Below are 17,985 nucleotides of genomic sequence, written 5' to 3' on the forward strand. Positions count from 1 at the left end.
AGAAGCGGCAGCCCCTCCGCGCGGGCTAGCTGCGCGAGTGCGTCTACCCCCAAGCAAAAGTTGACCATGAAACTGTTCTCTTCACTCGCAATCCTCAGCCTCGGAGCAATCCTCATGACCCAAGCCGCCGACGCGGCCCCAGACGCCGGGACCGACCCCCGGATCGATCCCCAGGTTCGCGCCTTCCTGCGCGAGATCAACAAGGATCCGAGCCCGTTCTGGGAGCTGCCCCAGCCCAAGCCGCAGGACATCCTGACGGAGCTTCAGAACAAGACGCCAGTCGACATGTCGGGGGTGAACACGACCGAGCAGACCATCACCCAGGACGGTCAGTCCGTGAAAATCTACATCATGAAGCCCGAGCACGTGACCGGAAAGCCCGGCGTACTGCTGTTCATTCACGGCGGTGTCTGGATCGTCGGAAATTTCCAGAACCATCAGCGTCTGTTGCGCGACCTGGTGGTCGGCTCCGGCCAGATCGGTGTTTTCGTTGAGTATACGTCCCTGCCGAAGGCGCGCTTCCCCACGCAGCTCGACCAGTCCTATGCGGTGCTGAAATGGGTGGCGAGCCACGCCGAAGAGTTCGGCGCGGACGGTAGCCGGATCGCGGTGGCCGGCAATTCGGTTGGCGGCAACATGACCGCGGCATTGTCGCTGATGGCCAAAGACCGCAGCGGACCCAAGTTCAGCTATCAGGTCATGATGATCCCGGCGACCGACGCCAGCGTCGACACCGCATCCTACCACGAATATGGCACGGGACGATTTCTCGCCCGCGCCTTCATGAAATACGGCTGGGATCTGTACGCGCCGGACGCAGCGACGCGCAACAACCCCTACGTCTCGCCGCTGCGCGCCAGCCTGCAGCAATTGAAGGGGCTTCCTCCGGCTCTTGTCATCACCGCAGAGAACGATCCGCTGCGCGACGAAGGCGAGGCTTACGCGCGCAAGCTCAAGGAGGCCGGCGTGTCCGTGATCGCGACCCGCTACAACGGGATGATCCACGACTTCGTCCTGCTGAACGGCATCCAGAGCGACCCCGAGCCCCAGGCCGCGATTCGGCAGATGTCGGCGGAGATCAAGGCACATCTCGCACCTTGATCCAGCCTTGAAAGAGCAGGCGGCGACACCGTCGCCGCTTGCTACGTTTTGATTGATCCCGAACTTATGATTGCGACGTTCTCGCGCAATGCCCCGCTGACTGAATAAGTCCAGTCGGTTGGTGTCTGCAGCAACTTGCCAAGCCCAGTTTTGCGATTCTCGTCGGCTTACAGTCTCAAGGCCGACATCACGGCATCGGTTGGTACAGCCAGAATCGTCAATCTTGGCCCTTTTATATAGCCAGGCGCAACGCATCTACTCGCTACGACCATGGATCGGAGCGAGCCCGATCCATCGGGCTCGGCGGGAGTTCCGATCGGTGCAGATAACTCAATCGCCGACACGGAGACAGGAGTTCCACACTGCCTGGCATTTTGTGGAAAGCCGGCGCGTGCGCGCTCCCTCACATTTCCACCGAAGAGATAAATGACCAAGGAGCAGATCTCATGAAGGCGATCGTTGTAACGGAGCAAGCCGCGGGAACGGCCGGTATGAAGCTGGTGCGCCGGCCCGAGCCGCAGGCAGCGATAAACGATGTCGTCGTCCAGGTTCATGCGTCGAGATTCATCCCGACTGAGCTTGCGTGGCCCTCGAGCTGGGCCGATCGCCTTGATCGCGACCGGACGCCGTCGATCCCTGGACACGAGCTGGCCGGAGTGGTCTCTGCCCTTGGATATGGAACGACGGGGCTGTCGGTGGGACAACGGGTGTTCGGCCTCGCGGACTGGTATCGCGATGGCACGCTGGCCGAGTACGTGGCAATCGAGGCGCGCAACCTTGCGCCGCTGCCGGGCGACGTCGACTTTACCGTGGGCGCGAGCCTGCCGATCTCGGGCCTCACCGCGTGGCAAGGGCTGTTCCAGCACGGTCGCCTTCAGGCGGGGCAGAGCGTGCTGGCACACGGGGCGGCAGGCGCAGTCGGGTCTATGGTGACGCAACTCGCACGAGCGGCCGGAGCTTACGTCATCGGCTCCGGACGTGCCGCCGATCGTCAGACAGTGCTCGACCTCGGCGCGAAGGAGTTCGTCGACCTCGACAACGACGCACTGGAGGACATCGGCGAAGTCGATCTGGTGTTCGATGTCATCGGTGGTGAGATCCAGAAGCGGTCTACAGGACTCATTCGAGCCGGGGGAACACTGGTGTCCATCGTCGGGCCGGCGGAGGCGCAGCCTTCCAACGGGCTGGCGATCGACTTCGTCGTCGAGGCTGATCGTGCCCAACTGAGTGAGATCGTCCAGCGGGTGCGGGACGGACGACTGCGGACTAACATCGGCAACGTCTCGACCCTCGACGATGCCGTCGCCGCCTTAAATTCGACCGAGCGACGTAAGGGAAATACGATTATCCGCGTTCGTCCCTGAGCGACGCACGTCCGTTGATGCGCGCAGCCGGTCGGCTCGTCCAGGTCGGCCGGCTGTTGAGAATGTCCCAGGGGGCAATGGCCGCCCTCTCGGAGCGGTCGTAAACGTGCGCTTTGGAATGCCCCTCGCGTAGGGGGCATGAATCGTCGCGTCGAATGAGCGAATTCGTCGGAGCGAGGGACTCGCCTCCAAGGTGCAACCGACCTCCGCACATCCCTTGATTTTGCACGATTGCCGTGGTATTGGCGCCGCATGATCAAATCGTCGCGCCATTTCAACCGCAACCACATGACCCGCTTCGGCTGGGCCGTGGAAGGAGTCGCGCGCTAGGAATTCGACGACGACATCTTTTCCACCAGGCCCCGCCGGCATCGGACGGGGCCTTTTGTTTGGCCTCGCTCCCTGCCGGCACAACAGCAGGAGCATCCGATGCCACCCCAACAGACGAACATCTCATCCGAGATTGAGCGCGATGCCGCGAGGCTTCGCCTCGACCTCTCCATCGTCTTGAGACTGATCAAGCGATACTGGTATGCGTTTCAGGAGCGGTGGCAGCGCCCAGGGATCGCATTGCAGGACCTGAGTGACAGGGAGCTGATGGATATCGGCTTGACGCGTAGCGAGATCGACTACATCTCGCCTGAACGCGCTATCGATACGCTGAGAGATCGCGCCACGGATCTTTGGAGGCGGGGCGTGATATAGGTGATCAACCGTCAGAAGCGGAGATACGCTTTGCGAACAAGCGGCAGTCAGCGCGACTACTTTGTAGGAGTGCACCGCGGGACGAGTTCGGCAACTATCGTGCCATCAACCGGACCGTTCCTCACAGGGAAATGACCGGGCTGCGGCGTTTTCGTCGCATCCCGCTCTGACAGGCGAGGCGCCGGGCGAGTCTTCGCGGCCTGTGCCCGCCTAAAGCCGTTTGCCTTGCCACTTTTTCCACGGCAATATGCCCGCAAAACAACCATGAGGACGGGATAAGAAAATGGCGGCTCCCATCAAGTTCGGCGTTGGCCAAAGCGTGCTGCGCAAGGAGGATGACGCGCTCATCCGCGGCAAGGGCCGCTATACCGATGATTATGCGCCGCAGGCCGCGCTTCGCTGCCTGATGCTGCGCTCGCCGCACGCGCATGCCAAGTACACCATCGATGCGAGCCGGGCCCGTACGCTGCCGGGCGTTGCGCTGATCCTGACCGCCGATGATGTCAAGGATCTCGGCAATCTGCCCTGCCTGTTCAATCTCGAGACCGATCCCTTCACCGGCCCGCCTTACCCGATCCTCGCCAAGGACGAGGTGCGCCATGTCGGCGATTCCATCGCCTTCGTGGTCGCCGAGACCATCGACCAGGCCCGCGACGCGATCGAGGCGATCGAGGTCAAATGGAGCCCGCTGCCGGCGGTGACAGGCGTCGTCAACGCCGTCAAGAAGGGCGCGCCGCAGGTCTGGCCGGACAAGGCCGGCAACGTGCTGTTCGACGTCTCGATCGGCGACAAGGCGGCGACCGAGGCTGCCTTTGCGAAGGCGCATGCGGTGGCCGAAATCAACATCGTCAATCCGCGCGTCGTCGCGAGCTTCATGGAGGCGCGCGCGGCGGTTTGCGAATACGACGCCAAGCGCGATCATCTGACGCTAACCGTCGGCAGCCAGGGCAGCCACCGCCTTCGCGACATCCTCTGCCAGAACGTGCTCAACATCCCGACCGAGAAGATGCGGGTGATCTGCCCCGACGTCGGCGGCGGGTTCGGCACCAAGCTGTTTCCGTACCGCGAATACGCCTTGATGGCGGTCGCTGCGCGGCAGCTCAAGAAAGCGGTGAAATGGGCGGCCGACCGCACCGAGCACTTCATGGGCGACGCGCAGGGCCGCGACAACGTCACCACTGCCAAGATGGCGCTGGCCGAGGACGGCAAATTCCTCGCGATGGATTGCGACCTGATGGGCGACATGGGCGCGTATCTGTCGACCTTCGGCCCCTACATTCCCCATGGCGGTGCCGGCATGCTGCCGGGCCTCTACGACATCCAGGCCTTCCACTGCCGGGTGCGCACCATCTTCACCAACAGCGTGCCGGTCGATGCCTATCGGGGCGCGGGCCGTCCCGAGGCGGCCTATGTGATCGAGCGTCTGGTGGACGCGTGCGCGCGAAAACTCGACATGACGCCGGACGCCATCCGCCGCAAGAATTTCATTCAGCCGAAGGCGCTGCCGTACAAGACCGCAACGGGCAAGGTCTATGATTCCGGCGATTTCGCCGCGCATCTCAAGCGCGCGATGGAGATCGGCGAGTGGAAGGAGTTTCCCAAGCGCGCCAAGGCGGCCAAGAAAAATGGCCTGATCCGCGGCATCGGCCTTGCGAGCTATGTCGAGATCTGCGGCGTGATGGGCGAGGAGACCGCCAATGTGCGGCTCGATCCCAACGGCGACGTCACCGTCCTGATCGGCACACAGTCGAGCGGGCAGGGCCACCAGACGGCTTATGCGCAGATCGTCGCCGAGCAGTTCGGCCTGCCCCCGGAGCGCGTGCACGTGCGCCAGGGCGACACCGACGAGATCGCCACGGGGCTCGGCACCGGCGGCTCGGCCTCGATCCCGTCAGGCGGCGTCAGCGTCGAGCGCGCCACGCGCGAGCTTGGGCAGAAGCTGAAGGAGATCGCGGCGCAGGCGCTGGAAGCCAGTGCCGGCGACCTCGAGCTCTCCGACGGCGTGGTGCGGATCGCCGGCACCGACCGTTCGATGTCGTTCGCCGATCTCGCCAAGCGCGGGAGCGCCGATCCATCGAAGCTTAACGGCAGCGCGACCTTTGCCAGCGCCGACGGCACCTATCCGAACGGCACGCATCTGGCGGAAGTCGAGATCGATCCGGCCACCGGCATCATCAAGATCGTCAACTACGTGATCGTCGACGATTTCGGCAAGACGCTCAATCCGCTGCTTTTGGCGGGCCAGGTGCATGGCGGCGCCATGCAGGGTATCGGCCAGGCGCTGATGGAGCAGGTGGTCTACGGCGCCACTGACGGGCAACTGATCACCGCGACCTTCATGGACTACGCGCTGCCGCGCGCGGCGGATGGTCCGGACTTCGTGTTCGAGACCAGCAACGTTCCCTGCACGACCAATCCGCTGGGCGTGAAGGGGGCGGGCGAGGCCGGCGCGATCGGCTCCTGTCCGGCCGTCGTCAACGCCATCGTCGACGGGCTCTGGCGCGAATACAAGATCGACCACATCGACATGCCGGCCACCCCGGAGCGGGTGTGGATCGCCGTCAACGAGCACCACCGCCGTCACAGCCTTTAATCTCGAGCTCGACCAAATAATCCATAGTGCGACGATCTATCGCCGCGCTTTGGATGGAATGAACTCTGCCAATCGGTGTTGGCCCAATGTGGGGTCAGCACGATCCTGTCTCAGGGAAAGGGATTTTGCGAATGAAGCGAGTGTTGGTTGTTGGGGGCGCGCTGCTGCTCGGCATGGGCGCGGTTTGGGCGCAGCAGGACTCCGTCAAGGAGGTCCAGACCCTCATGAAGGGCAACGGCAAGAACGCCGGCGCGGTTGCGGCGATCGTCAAGGGCGAGAAGCCTTACGACCAGGCCACGGTGGATAGCGCGCTGGCGCAGTTCGCGGATACTGCCAAGAAGCTGCCGAACCTGTTCCCGGCGAGCGCAAAGGGCCAGAAGCCCGAGGGCGACTACAGCGCCTCGCCGAAGATCTGGGAGGACAAGGCCGGCTTCGACGCCAAGATCGCAAGCTTCGCCAAGGTCGTCGGCGAGGCCAAGGGCAAGATCAAGGACCTGGATTCGCTCAAGGCGACTTTTCCCGCGGTCGGCAAGGAATGCGGCGGCTGCCACGAGACCTTTCGTGTGAAGAACAGCTGACGCGGAGTCGGCAAAAAGTGAGGGCGGATGCGCACGGCATCCGCCCTTTTTGCGTTGTGTGCGGGCGCCTCGGTTGACTCGTACGCGTTTTCGGTCGGACGCGCATCTGGGCGGATCGAAGGCGAGCGCAATTGCTCAGCCGGCTCCCGAAGCTTTTCGAGCGGCAGGCTTGCGAGTCTCTTTTTCGAGTAACCACCCCAAAGCCTTCGCTGGGTTCAACCAGCGCACCTCATCGATCTGTTCGGCGAGCGTCAGCGCATGAACGGTCAGTACCTCAATGTCCTGAGGATTGACGTCCGCCTTTTCCAGCACGTGTATGCACCGGTTGATCGCCGCCAGATCGAGCTGAAGTTGCTCGACACTTGAGTGGTGATGTTTGGCCCCCACGACTTTCCATGGTCTCATTGCGCGCACTTTTTTCTCCCCATACGCGGTCACGCCTTCGTGAGTGCAGTTTGTGGCGGCAACACGAAAATGGATGGACGGAATCGGGGATGTTTGCGGGCGGCCCGTCAAAGGTAGGGCAGCAGCGGGGGAGGCTTGGACCATTGCGTTGAGGTGCCTCGGTTACCGAGGCATCGATTCGTCGAACCACACCAAGGGCAAAATTTGTTTGCGAGGCCTGGCTGATCGCTGTCGGGGCGCCACGTATGAGCTTATCTTCAACCGCAGCCGCTGCGACGTTGACGAGAGTTGTCGGATGCAGGCGCATCCGAGTCGTGTGCTTCGATCGCAGAGTTCCAATTCGCGGCGAGAATCTGAATCAAAACAGCGAGGCAGGCCATGGTCAAACCGTTCCCGTCGAAGACGCACATCGGCAACCATATGCTGCATCCTGAAACGCTGATGCTGACCTATGGCTACGATCCGCAATTGTCGGAAGGCGCGATCAAGCCGCCGGTGTTCCTGACCTCCACCTTCGTGTTCAAGACGGCCGACGACGGGCAGGACTTCTTCGATTTCGTCGCCGGCCGGCGTGAGCCGCCGGAAGGGATGGGCGCGGGGCTGGTCTATTCGCGCTTCAATCACCCCAACAGCGAAATCGTCGAGGACAGGCTCGCGATCTACGAGCGCACCGAGAGCTGCGCGCTGTTCTCATCCGGCATGGCGGCGATTGCAACCACGATCCTGGCGTTCGTCCGCCCCGGCGACGTCATTCTGCACTCCCAGCCGCTCTATGGCGGGACGGAAACCCTGCTGACGAACACGCTTGCGCGCCTGTCGATCGGCGCCGTCGGCTTCGCCGATGGCGTTGATGAAGCGGCGGTCAGCCAGGCCTCGGAGGAGGCCATGCGCAAGGGCCGGGTCTCGATGATTCTGATCGAAACTCCGGCCAACCCGACCAACGGGCTGGTCGACGTCGCGATGATGCGCCGTGTCGCCGACGCCATCGGCAAGACCCAGGGACACATTCCGATCATCGCCTGCGACAATACGCTGCTCGGTCCGGTGTTTCAGCGGCCGATCGAGCATGGTGCGGACATTTCCCTGTACTCGCTCACGAAATATGTCGGCGGTCATTCGGACCTGATCGCGGGTGCCGCGCTCGGCGCGAAGGCGATCGTGAAGGGCATCAAGGCGCTCCGGGGCGCGATCGGCACCCAGCTCGATCCGCATTCCTGCTGGATGATCAACCGCTCGCTCGAGACGCTGAGCCTGCGCATGGAAAAGGCCGACAGCAACGCGCGCCTCGTCGCGGACTATTTGCGCGATCACCCCAAGGTGGCCAAGGTTCACTACCTCGGCCATCTCGAGAAGGCTTCGCCGGCCGGAATGGTGTTTGCGCGGCAATGCCTGGGGGCGGGCTCCACCTTCTCGTTCGACATCGTCGGCGGCAAGGACGCGGCGGTGAAATTCCTCAACGCGCTGCAAATCCTCAAGCTGGCGGTGAGTCTCGGTGGAACGGAGTCGCTTGCGAGCCTGCCCGCAACCATGACTCATTCCGGCGTTCCCGCCGACATCCGCCGGAAAATCGGTGTGCTCGATTCCACGATCCGGCTGTCGATCGGCATCGAAAACCCGACGGACCTGATCGCCGATCTCGCGCAGGCGCTGAACGCGGCTTGAAGGCGTAGCCCGGACATTGCCGAACCCAAGCAACGCAATGAGGTCGGCCATGCCGCCGCTCGCGCGAGCCAAGGTGCCAAGCCGTTGGTCAGGCTGGTATCCCCTGGCAGGTCGAATGGCTCCGGACTTACGCTCCGCGCGAATGGCTCACGATGTCTCGAGGGTCGATATCGCGGCTGGAGGCAACGTAGTCGATCTCGCCGCGCGTCGTGCCGATGTCCATCAACTCCCGGTCACTCAAGCCGGACAACGTGCCGCGCAATCTCTGGCGATCGCGACTTGCCTGAAAGACATCCCAGTACTTCCGGATCAGGCTGCGGACATGCCGGGACGATATGGACGCCCGTTCCGGCCACATTGTACCTTGGATCAGGGTCATTGCAGTGTCTTCGGAGGGGGTTTTACACCCCGAGAAGGTGCCCGAAGACCGACGCGCGTGCTTGACCGACAGCTTACATTTTTCCTACCGGCAGCTTATTCTTGCGACGTCCAGCGGGCCCAAAAGCCCACCCCGGTCGCCCCGGAGGGCTCACCCAAGGGATTCGCACCGTGCGCTATCTCTTTGAGGAGTATGCATTCGACGCCGGTCGGCGAGAGCTGCATCGCGGAGCGGATCGGATCTCAGTTACGCCACTGGTGTTCGATCTCCTCGATTACCTGATCCGCAATCGGGAGCGCGTCGTAGGCAAGGATGAACTCATCGATGCCATTTGGCAGGGACGCTGCGTGTCCGATGCTGCGCTGACGACCCGCCTCAACAGTGCGCGATGCGCGATCGGGGATTCTGGCGAAGAGCAGCGGCTGATAAGAACACTGCCACGCAGAGGCTTCCGCTTCGTGGGTCAGGTCCGGGAAACGCTTGCCGCCGAGGGCGCAGCGGCCGCCGACGGCGGAGCCGAGACGCCGAAACCTGCGCTCTCGCTCCCCGACAAACCCTCGATCGCGGTCCTTCCATTCGCTAACCTCTGCCCGGATCCGGAGCAGGACTATTTTGCCGACGGTATGGTCGAGGACATCATTTCGGGACTGTCGCGTTCGAAGTCTCTTTTCGTCATCGCGCGACATTCGACTCTGGCCTACAAGGGCAGGGCGATCGACGTCAAACAGATCGGTCAGGAGCTGGGCGTTCGCTACGTGCTCGAAGGCAGTGTGCGCAAGGCCGGCAATCGAGTCCGAATCGCCGGTCAGTTGATCGACGCGGCGACCGGCCTGAATCTCTGGACGGACCGGTTTGACAGTGAGATCGAAGATCTTTTCGACCTGCAGGATCGGCTGACGAGCAGCGTCATCGGCGCAATCTCCCCGCGACTGGAGCGCGCCGAAATCGAGCGCGCCCAACGCAAACCCACCGACAACCTACAGGCCTACGACTACTATCTCCGGGCGTTCGCCGCCTTCTTCAGATTCACGGAGGAGGCAAGCATCGAAGCTATGGAGCTCGCAAAGACGGCCCGCTGTATCGATCCGGAATTTGCGCGCGCATATGCGCTCGGCGCCCGTTGCTATGTCCTGAGGAATGTTTTCGACTGGATCACTGATGAAGCCCATGAACACAGTGAAGCCGCGCGGCTGGCGAGGCGGGCGGTCGAGCTTGACCCGAACGATCCGTCGGTGCTTGCTATGGCCGGACACGCGCTCTCCCAGGTGGCAGGCGAGGTCGAGGAAGGCGATGCTCTTCTCGTGCGCGCGATAAAGCTGGACCCAAACCTCGTCATCGCACGACATTGGAACGGTTGGAGCCAACTCTGGCTTGGTCGTGGTGACGCCGCAATCGAGCAATTCAACACCGCATTGCGTTTGAACCCGCTTCATCCGCATGGGGGCGCCAACGCCCAGACGGGCTTGGCTTACGCTCATTTTCTTGCTGACCGTCATGATGACGCCTTGGCTTGCGCGGCAGCCGCCATCAGGCTGATACCGATCTTTCCGCCTGCGCAATTCATTATGGCGGCATGCCATGCGGCGTCAGACCGGGTTGGGGAAGCCCGGCGGATTTGCGACCGTGCGATGCAACTATGTCCCAATAAGCGTATCGATGCGTACACACGGCGATACCGCCGACGGGAAGATGTCGAAAAGCTGACGCAAGCGCTCCGGGTTGCCGGCATGCCGGAATGAGCGTGCGCGGCCACCTCGCGGCGTGCGGAATCGAAAAGGCCGGACGCTCCCTCCGGCGTCCGGCCTTCGCGTACGAAGCAGCCTTGAGGTTACTTCGTCACCTGGCCGCGGATCTCGCCGCCCGGATTGGCCGCGGTGTGGATGTTGACGTAGAGCTTGCCGGCGAGCAGATCAGCGGCCTGCGCATCGGTCAGCGTCGCCGAGCCCTCGACCGGGCTGGAGGTCGCATTCGGAATCGCGACCGCGACGCCGGCGTTCTTGCCGGCCTCGGCCGGCCCGTGGAAGTGAGCGGCCGTTGCCGGGCCGGACAGACCGGAATAGGTGACCTTCCAGGACAGCTTCTTGCTGGCGGCATCATAGTCCAGATCGGCGGTTCCGGCGCCGCTGGTGGTGGTTGCTGGCACCTCGGATTTGCCGTCGAGCGTTGCTTTCAGCTTTTCGGCGCCGGCGGGGGCTGCAAAAGCTGCGGCGCCCAGCGCGACCATGGCGATGACGGTCTTGTTCATGACATTCTCCCTGAGGCCTCGTTGGCCTGCCAAACTTCCAACATTGGCCGTTTCAGTTTATTCCCGTTTCCGGCCGGGGCGGGCTAAATTCTTCGTGGCTGGAGCCGCGTGGACATCGGTCATAGGTTCGCGGCAAGCAATGAATGGATCTGCATGTTGCAACGAACAATTGTCGTGGCGCTGCTTGCCGCGGTCACTGCTGCGGGCGTCTATTGGTGGCTCAGCGCGCCGGTGGTGGCGGCCGGTGCCGCCGCGCCTGCCCATGTCCCCAATCTCGCCAATGGCGAGGTGATGTTCAACGCCGGCGGATGCGCGTCCTGCCATGCCGTCCCCGACCAGCCCGATCGCACCAGGCTCGGCGGCGGCGTCGCGATCAAGTCGCCGTTCGGAACGTTCTACGCGCCGAACATCTCCTCCGATCCGACCTACGGCATCGGCAAATGGACCGACGCCGATTTCGTCAACGCGGTCATGCACGGGGTCTCGCCGGACGGACAGCATTATTTCCCGGCGTTTCCCTACACGTCCTATCAGCACGCCAGGCGCGAGGACGTGCTCGACCTCTTCGCCTATCTGAAAACGTTGCCGCCCGTTGCAGGCAAGGTGCGTGACCACGACGTGCGCTTTCCGTTCGACATCCGGCGCAACATCGGCATCTGGAAATTCCTGTTTATGGACGGAAAGCCCTTCGTCGCCGACGGCACGAAGTCGCCGCAATGGAATCGCGGCGCCTATCTCGTCAACAGTTTCGGCCATTGCGCCGAATGCCACAGCCCGCGCAACGCGCTTGGCGGCATCATCTCCGGAGAACGCTTTGCCGGTGGACCCAATCCGGAAGGCGAGGGCTGGGTGCCCAACATCACACAGAAGCGCCTCGGCGAGTGGAGCGCGAAGGATATTGCCTATTTCCTGAAGACCGGCGAATTGCCCGACGGCGACAGTGTCGGCGGCGCGATGACGCGCGTGATCAAGAACACCTCGCAATTGCCGGACGAGGATCTCGCGGCGATGGCGGATTACATCAAATCGCTGCCGCCGGTGGACGGGCCGCCGCGGCCGAAACGCAAGGAAGCCAGCTAGGGCGTGTATTCCTAAGGCGATAAATATCGCCCCATTAGGCCGCAGCCGCCGAGTGCCGTATTCATGTCCGCTATTGGAGAACAGGCTGACCAATTTCAAACGCCAACGCACTTCCGAATCTGACGACCCAAAGCTGTCGTCGGACAGGGCAACGGTTTACGACCGCTACTGACCTTCCATACCTGTGGTGCAAGGCGAACGTTGTTCAAGTATGTTACAGAACTCGATGAAACCTGGAGGCTATGATGAAATTTCTGGCGCTGGCGTTTTGTTTCTTGTTTGGCGCTTCTGGAACGGTTGCGTTTGCGGGGCCTGCAGAAGAGGCCAACGCTGCGATCGATCAATGGTCAGCGACGTATAGTGCAAACGACCGCGACGCGCTCGTAGGTCTATACGCCCCCGACGCGGTTTTGCTTGGAACGACAAGCCCGGCAATTTCCGAAGGAACAGAGGGGATACGGAAATATTTTCAGGAATTGCCGGGAAGCGGTCGCAAGAACTCGATTGTCGAGATACGAACGCTCGTCCTCAGCGAGACATCCGTCTTGGGAATCGGATTTTACAATTTTGCTCGAGCTGCAGAGAACGATACACCCCGGCCATCACGCTTTACTTTCGTGCTTGTGAAGCGCGACGGTCGATGGATGATCGCGCACCACCATTCGTCACCGCTGTCGGCCGCGCGTCAGTAGCTGTCGGAATTTTGGGAGACATCCTGCAACGATAGCAAGCGAGTGCTCATGGCCGCTAACGGGCTCGGCCGCGGTTCGGACCGATGTCAGCTAAATGGTCGTCCGTTAAGAATCCGAATTGAGCGGGATGGGACATGTGAACGTGCGCCATATCCGGATCAGGAACAGGTCCAAGAAATCTCTCAGCCAGGCGAGGATGCGGCGGAAGTTGTGGCCTACGGCGGAGAGGACGACGTTGGCGGCGTCTCCTGCGCGGCCTTTGAGGTAGCAGCGCCCGAGGTGACCTTCGGCCTTCAGGTGTCCGATGATGGGCTCGATGGCGGATCGGCGGCGCAACTCGCGCTTGATGATCCCGAAGACGCCGCGCTTCTGGCCGGAGATGAAGACGCGACGTGGATTTTGAGCGTCGTGGCCGCGATACCCCTTGTCGACATAGGCCCGCTCGATCGGACAGCCGGTGAGTGCCTCGGTGCGGTCGATGACGTCGCGCAGGGTGTGACCGTCATACGGATTATCGGGCAGCGCCCTGACGTGTAGCACGAACAGACCGCCGGGAGCTCGGCGGTTGTTGGTGACGATGGAAGCCTTGACGCCGAACTCGTACGGCGCGGAGGCCTTGCCCTTGCCGATGCACTCCACCTCCGGGGCATGGAAAGAATAAAGCTTCCAGCCGCGTTGGCGCTGCTGCTGCGAGCGGATCTGGCTGGCCCGGCCAAGCGGAAGGGCGAACGCCTCCTCCAGGGCTGGCTGGCCGTCGATCTTGCGGCGGATATCGCGGATGATCCGGCCGAGCCTTGAGCGCAGGATACGCAACTGCCGCTGATGCCGCCTGAATTGTTTGGCATGGGCGTAGCGGCCCGCCATCATCGCGGCGGCCTTGGCGATCCGAGAATAGGACTGCCGCAGCCTGACGCCGTGCCTTCTCGCCAGGCGATTGAGCCCCTTGATGGCCGCATGCAGCAGCTTGGCGTCGGTCGGAAAGGTGATGGCCTTTGGCTGCACCGTGGTATCGACCGTGACCCGCTTGAGGTCCTGGCCGCGTAACGCGCCGGCCTCGTGCGCCACCCGCAGGCTCTCGGCCAGCAGCAGTTCCAGCTTGTCGCCGAGCCGCTTGCGCCAATGGCTCAGGTCCGATCGCTCGTGCGGGAAGGCGTGCTGGAAGAACTCTTCGCCGGTGAAGTACTGGAAATACGGGTCGTGGACCCAGCGCTCGCAAATCCCCTCATCGGACAGCCCGTAAATCTGCTTGAGCAACAGCAGCCCGATCATGAAGCGGGTCTCGATCCCCGGCCGGCCGTTCTCGCTGTAGAGCGGCGCGATCTCGCCGTCGATCCAGTCCCAATCGATCTTGCCGGCCAACAGAACCAGCTCGTGCTTCAGATTGATGATCTGGTCCAGCCGCGCCCGGAACAGGTCGTTCGATCCCGTCGTCTTGTGCTTCTTCGGTCGCATCGTCCCCTCCGATGCAACACAGAATCATGGTCCGCTGCGAAAGGGAATCTGGAGGGTTCTGTGAGGTCGCGCTCACGCGAGGGCGCGGCAGGCGCTTATGACGCGACCTCATTGAAGCCGGATTGAACGAAGGCGCGGGAGGCTATTCGCGGTTTTGCAGCTATGGGGATTGTTCGAGATCGCCATGCCCGATCTGCTGGCTCGGCGCGTGAGGCAGAGACACAGGAGTGCGCATCCTGGAAGAGTTGAGATCAGACGCGCTTCGCCTGAGATCGCGATAGGCCTTTTGCTGCATCGGACGGTTGTTGTCGCGCAGTGTGACAGCACGGATTCGACATCGTCCGCGATGATCGAGACGCTGGGAGCGAAATGACGAATGATGATCGTCGTGCACGACATGACTTGGCTCACGATGTGTCGCATCGGAACGGTGATGTTCGAGGGCTGGGGCGTCTGAAGCTATGTCGAAAGCGCTCAATGATGCGCATGACGCCACCACAATCGGGACAGGCAGGAACCTCGGCCCAGGTTTGAGCCTCCGAATCCACAGGCGACGGCTGGCCATCGTTTGGGGCTGTTCGCTCATGATCGAGAAGTTCGCGGCAAAGGGCGAGCTTGGCAGCGCGATGGCGGTTGGCCATGAAGCCGAAGTGGCGGATGCGGTGGAAGCCGTCAGGCGGCGTATGAAGCAGGAAACGGCGAATGAACTCATCGGGCTTGAGATTCATGATCTTTGTCGCGCTGTTTTGGCGATAGTCCTTCCATGAGAAGGCGACATGATCGTCGTCGAGTGCGACGAGCCGGCTGTTGGCGATCGCGACGCGATGGGTGTAGCGGCCGAGATAGGCCAGGACCTGTGCGGGTCCGCCGAAGGGCCGCTTGGCGTAAGCAACCCAGTTGATGCGTCGCATGGCGTCGAGGTGGGCCGCAAAGGCAGCCGGCTCGGCCAGAGCTCCGAGATCGCCGAAGAAACGCAAGGCACCGGAGTTGAAGGCTGCCGACAGACGTTTGAGAAAAAGTGTGCGAAATAGTCTGGACAACGGTTTGACGGCCAGGAAGAAGTTCGGTCGGCAAGCGGTCCAGCGCGCGCCATCGGGCGAGAGGCCGCCACCCGGAACGACGCAATGGACGTGGGGATGATGCATCAGCGTCTGTCCCCAGGTGTGGAGGACGGCGACGCCGCCGATCGCACCGCCGAGCCGGCGTGGATTGGCGGCGAGCGTCGTCATCGCCTCGGCGGCAGCCTTGAACAGGATGGCATAGACGACGGCCTTGTTCTGGAAAGCGATCGCGGCGATCGGTGCGGGAAGTGTAAAGACGACGTGGAAATAGGGAACCGGAAGCAGGTCGGCTTGACGCGCGGCGAGCCACGCGGCTCGGGCTCTCCCCTGACACTTCGGACAGTGCCGATTGCGGCAGGAATTATAGGCAACGCGTGTCGTGCCGCAGTCGTCGCAAGCCTGCATGTGGCCGCCGAGCGCCTCGGTCCGGCACGCAACGATCGCGCTCATCACGCGCCGCTCGACCCGCCCCAGATGACCGGCATGTACACGGCGATAGGCGTCGCCATGCCGGCGCAGAATATCGGCAATCTCGATGGCGGGCCTGTTGGAGCGGATGTCGGAGCGGGTCATGACCCGCATCCCGCTGCGGGTCATCCAGGTGGCGTCACCTCCAGCGACAGGCGATCGAGCGGGCTCTGCGTCGCTCGGATCGTATCGGTGGCGACCTGCGTGTAGCGCGCTGTCGACGACAAATTATTGTGCCCGAGCAAGACCTGGATGATCCGGATATCGGTTCCGTTCTCGAGAAGATGTGTCGCGAAGCTGTGGCGCAGCGTGTGCAGCGTGACGCGCTTGGTCAGGCCCGCAGCCTTCACCGCCGACCGGCAGGCGGCATGCAGCACGGTCTGATCGATCGGATGATCTTCGTCACGACCAGGGAACAGATAAAGCCGCGGCCGGGCGAGCCGCCAGTAGGTGCGCAGGATGCCCAGCAGCTGGGGCGACAGCATCACGTTGCGATCCTTCGCGCCCTTGCCGTGGCGCACCTGGATGACGCCGCGGGCGCTGTCGATGTCTTCGATCCGCAGTCCCGCAACCTCCGAGGCCCTGAGCCCGGCCGCATAGGCGGTGGTGAGCGCGGCGCGGCTCTTCAGGCTCGATACCGCTTCAAGAAACTGAACCACTTCGTCGGCGCTGAGAACGACCGGCAGCTTGCGCGGTTCTCGCGCATAGGGAATGCGCTCTGGGATGAGCGCCTCGCCGAGCGTGACGCCGTAGAAAAACCGTAGCGCACAGACGATCTGGTTCAGCGCCGGCCATGAGATGCCGGTCGAGACCAAATGCACCTGGAAGGCGCGGACGTCTTCCAGCTCTAACCGGTCAGGCGATCGGCCAAAATAGCGGCTGAACTTCGAAACCGCGCTGATGTAGGATCTTTGCGTCGCCGGCGACAGATTGCGGACGGTCATGTCTTCGATCATGCGGCGGCGAAGAGGGCTCAAATCGGCCATCTCGATACTCCTGTCTGAGGGGGTGGGCTCCAACACCCACATCCTCTCAGCCAGGAGGCGATCTATGCCACCTTGCCCCCTACGCCGCGGCAGCGGCTTCGTTCAATCCACAATCGAATTTGCAGGCTTTGGCGGTCTTTACCTCCCAATCCCTGCAATCTCAAACCGTCTCAAATCCGAAAAACAGACTCTCGCTCAATCGCTTAGAGCATTGTTCACGGACGACTTCGTACTGTTGCGATAAAATGCCATGGTCCGCGACCGCCGCGCCTATCCCGGTAGCCTACGCTTCCGAAGGATCGAGCATTTCGCCGATCTTGTTGACGGCGACATTGATCGACATGCCCAAATAGTCGCCGGGATCGCCGAACCACGAGCCAGCCAACGGCACGGCCTGGCCCGGATGCCGCGCAATGGCCACCGGAATGAGGTCGAAGCCGGCGCTCAAACTGTTGGTGGGATCGTAATCCAGCCAGCCGGCGCCGGGCAGGAATACCTGCACCCATGCGTGGGTCGCGCCGGAGCCGGTCATGCCCACGGCGCCGCCATCGAGCGCCGCATCATAGAGATAACCGCTGACGAAGCGCGCGGCAAAGCCGAGCCGGCGCAAGGTCTCGATCATCAGCCAGGCGAAATCCCGGCAGGTGCCCGATTTCGTGCGCAGCGTTTCGCCGGGTGGCTGTGTGCCTTCGGCATCTCTGCCGCGATAGCTGAAGTCGCTGCGAAACTTGCCTAGCATTCGGCGCAGCACGTCGGCGGTCCGATCCTGATCGCCGGCAACGAAGCTCTTGGTCCACGCCGCATGGCTGCCGTCTGCATCGTCGGCGTGCGGGCGCAGGTAACCGGCAAGGTCGGTCCATTCGTCCGGGGTGTACTGCACCGGGACCTCCTCGGCCCGGGGCTCCAGCGGAAATGTCTCCAGGCCTTTGACGCCGAAATAGACGCCACGAACCCTGAACGTGAATGTCAGCTCGCTGCCGGGTTCGCTGAAGTCCATCACCGTGACGGCATTGGAGCGGGAGTCGGTGACCCAATGCACCTTTGACGGCAGGCTGGTAGCAGCGGACCAGCGAAGCAGCCGGGTCGAGGCGCCGCGCCGCGGCAGGAACATCGCCCGGTGCGTGCCGAACCTCACCGGCTTTGCATAGCGGTAGGTCGTGGTGTGCGTGATCTCGCCTATGATCGCCATGCATCGATCCGCTTCGCATTGCGGG

General features: G+C 62.6%; 16 protein-coding genes. 9 read left to right on the forward strand and 7 right to left on the reverse strand.

The annotated features are described in order from the left end of the window. Window positions 1–114: 114 nt before the first annotated feature. The 5 genes from HAP41_RS17000 (at window position 115) to HAP41_RS17020 (ending at window position 6,341) form a co-directional block, all read left to right on the forward strand. Entirely contained in the window at window positions 115–1,101 is a 987-nt protein-coding gene (locus HAP41_RS17000) for an alpha/beta hydrolase (RefSeq protein ID WP_224580808.1), read from the forward strand. 446 nt (window positions 1,102–1,547) lie between these two features. After that, window positions 1,548–2,465, forward strand: a complete 918-nt coding sequence (locus tag HAP41_RS17005) for an NADP-dependent oxidoreductase (RefSeq protein WP_166099452.1) — start codon at window positions 1,548–1,550, stop codon at window positions 2,463–2,465. Between the two features lie 429 nt (window positions 2,466–2,894). Further along, a complete protein-coding gene (locus tag HAP41_RS17010; protein ID WP_166099449.1) occupies window positions 2,895–3,170 on the forward strand; it encodes a YjiS-like domain-containing protein in 276 nt (91 codons plus the stop codon). A 283-nt stretch (window positions 3,171–3,453) separates the two neighbouring features. Beyond that, the gene (locus HAP41_RS17015; RefSeq protein ID WP_166099444.1) at window positions 3,454–5,763 is read left to right on the forward strand and encodes a xanthine dehydrogenase family protein molybdopterin-binding subunit; all 2,310 of its coding nucleotides are present in this window, start codon (window positions 3,454–3,456) and stop codon (window positions 5,761–5,763) included. Window positions 5,764–5,894: 131 nt separating this feature from the next. Then, complete coding sequence (locus HAP41_RS17020) at window positions 5,895–6,341, forward strand: c-type cytochrome (protein WP_028153044.1); 447 nt, start codon at window positions 5,895–5,897, stop codon at window positions 6,339–6,341. Window positions 6,342–6,476: 135 nt separating this feature from the next. On the opposite strand, the gene HAP41_RS17025 is transcribed toward HAP41_RS17020, so the two are convergent. Further along, complete coding sequence (locus HAP41_RS17025; protein ID WP_166099441.1) at window positions 6,477–6,755, reverse strand: hypothetical protein; 279 nt, start codon at window positions 6,753–6,755, stop codon at window positions 6,477–6,479. Window positions 6,756–7,124: 369 nt separating this feature from the next. On the opposite strand from HAP41_RS17025, the gene HAP41_RS17030 reads away from it, so the two are divergent. Next, on the forward strand, window positions 7,125–8,408 hold the full coding sequence (locus HAP41_RS17030) for a cystathionine gamma-synthase family protein (protein WP_166099438.1): 1,284 nt from the start codon (window positions 7,125–7,127) through the stop codon (window positions 8,406–8,408). Window positions 8,409–8,535: 127 nt separating this feature from the next. Here the strand turns inward: HAP41_RS17030 and HAP41_RS17035 are convergent, their stop codons facing one another. After that, on the reverse strand, window positions 8,536–8,787 hold the full coding sequence (locus tag HAP41_RS17035) for a DUF1127 domain-containing protein (RefSeq protein WP_166099432.1): 252 nt from the start codon (window positions 8,785–8,787) through the stop codon (window positions 8,536–8,538). A gap of 170 nt (window positions 8,788–8,957) precedes the next feature. Here HAP41_RS17035 and HAP41_RS17040 point away from each other — a divergent pair, with 170 nt between their 5' ends. Beyond that, entirely contained in the window at window positions 8,958–10,526 is a 1,569-nt protein-coding gene (locus tag HAP41_RS17040) for a winged helix-turn-helix domain-containing tetratricopeptide repeat protein (protein WP_166099429.1), read from the forward strand. An 89-nt stretch (window positions 10,527–10,615) separates the two neighbouring features. Here HAP41_RS17040 and HAP41_RS17045 read toward each other — a convergent pair whose 3' ends face one another. Beyond that, complete coding sequence (locus HAP41_RS17045) at window positions 10,616–11,032, reverse strand: CHRD domain-containing protein (RefSeq protein WP_166099426.1); 417 nt, start codon at window positions 11,030–11,032, stop codon at window positions 10,616–10,618. A gap of 153 nt (window positions 11,033–11,185) precedes the next feature. Here HAP41_RS17045 and HAP41_RS17050 point away from each other — a divergent pair, with 153 nt between their 5' ends. Together HAP41_RS17050 and HAP41_RS17055 are read left to right on the forward strand one after the other, a co-directional pair. Then, the gene (locus HAP41_RS17050) at window positions 11,186–12,112 is read left to right on the forward strand and encodes a c-type cytochrome (RefSeq protein WP_166099423.1); all 927 of its coding nucleotides are present in this window, start codon (window positions 11,186–11,188) and stop codon (window positions 12,110–12,112) included. Window positions 12,113–12,357: 245 nt separating this feature from the next. Next, window positions 12,358–12,804, forward strand: a complete 447-nt coding sequence (locus HAP41_RS17055) for an SgcJ/EcaC family oxidoreductase (RefSeq protein WP_166099415.1) — start codon at window positions 12,358–12,360, stop codon at window positions 12,802–12,804. 105 nt (window positions 12,805–12,909) lie between these two features. Here the strand turns inward: HAP41_RS17055 and HAP41_RS17060 are convergent, their stop codons facing one another. From HAP41_RS17060 to HAP41_RS17075, 4 genes are all read right to left on the reverse strand, one after another. Then, entirely contained in the window at window positions 12,910–14,256 is a 1,347-nt protein-coding gene (locus HAP41_RS17060; protein ID WP_166053956.1) for an IS5 family transposase, read from the reverse strand. Between the two features lie 407 nt (window positions 14,257–14,663). Next, on the reverse strand, window positions 14,664–15,890 hold the full coding sequence (locus tag HAP41_RS17065) for an IS91 family transposase (protein WP_166061603.1): 1,227 nt from the start codon (window positions 15,888–15,890) through the stop codon (window positions 14,664–14,666). Between the two features lie 20 nt (window positions 15,891–15,910). Next, window positions 15,911–16,771 (reverse strand): tyrosine-type recombinase/integrase, encoded by an 861-nt coding sequence (locus HAP41_RS17070; protein ID WP_029085027.1) that lies wholly within the window; start codon window positions 16,769–16,771, stop codon window positions 15,911–15,913. A 283-nt stretch (window positions 16,772–17,054) separates the two neighbouring features. Beyond that, window positions 17,055–17,960 carry a transglutaminase family protein gene (locus tag HAP41_RS17075; RefSeq protein WP_166099398.1) on the reverse strand — a complete coding sequence of 302 codons (906 nt, stop codon included), beginning with the start codon at window positions 17,958–17,960 and terminating at the stop codon, window positions 17,055–17,057. Window positions 17,961–17,985: the final 25 nt, after the last annotated feature.

It is taken from the genome of Bradyrhizobium barranii subsp. apii, assembly GCF_011516635.5.
In the GTDB taxonomy this organism is placed as follows: domain Bacteria; phylum Pseudomonadota; class Alphaproteobacteria; order Rhizobiales; family Xanthobacteraceae; genus Bradyrhizobium; species Bradyrhizobium barranii.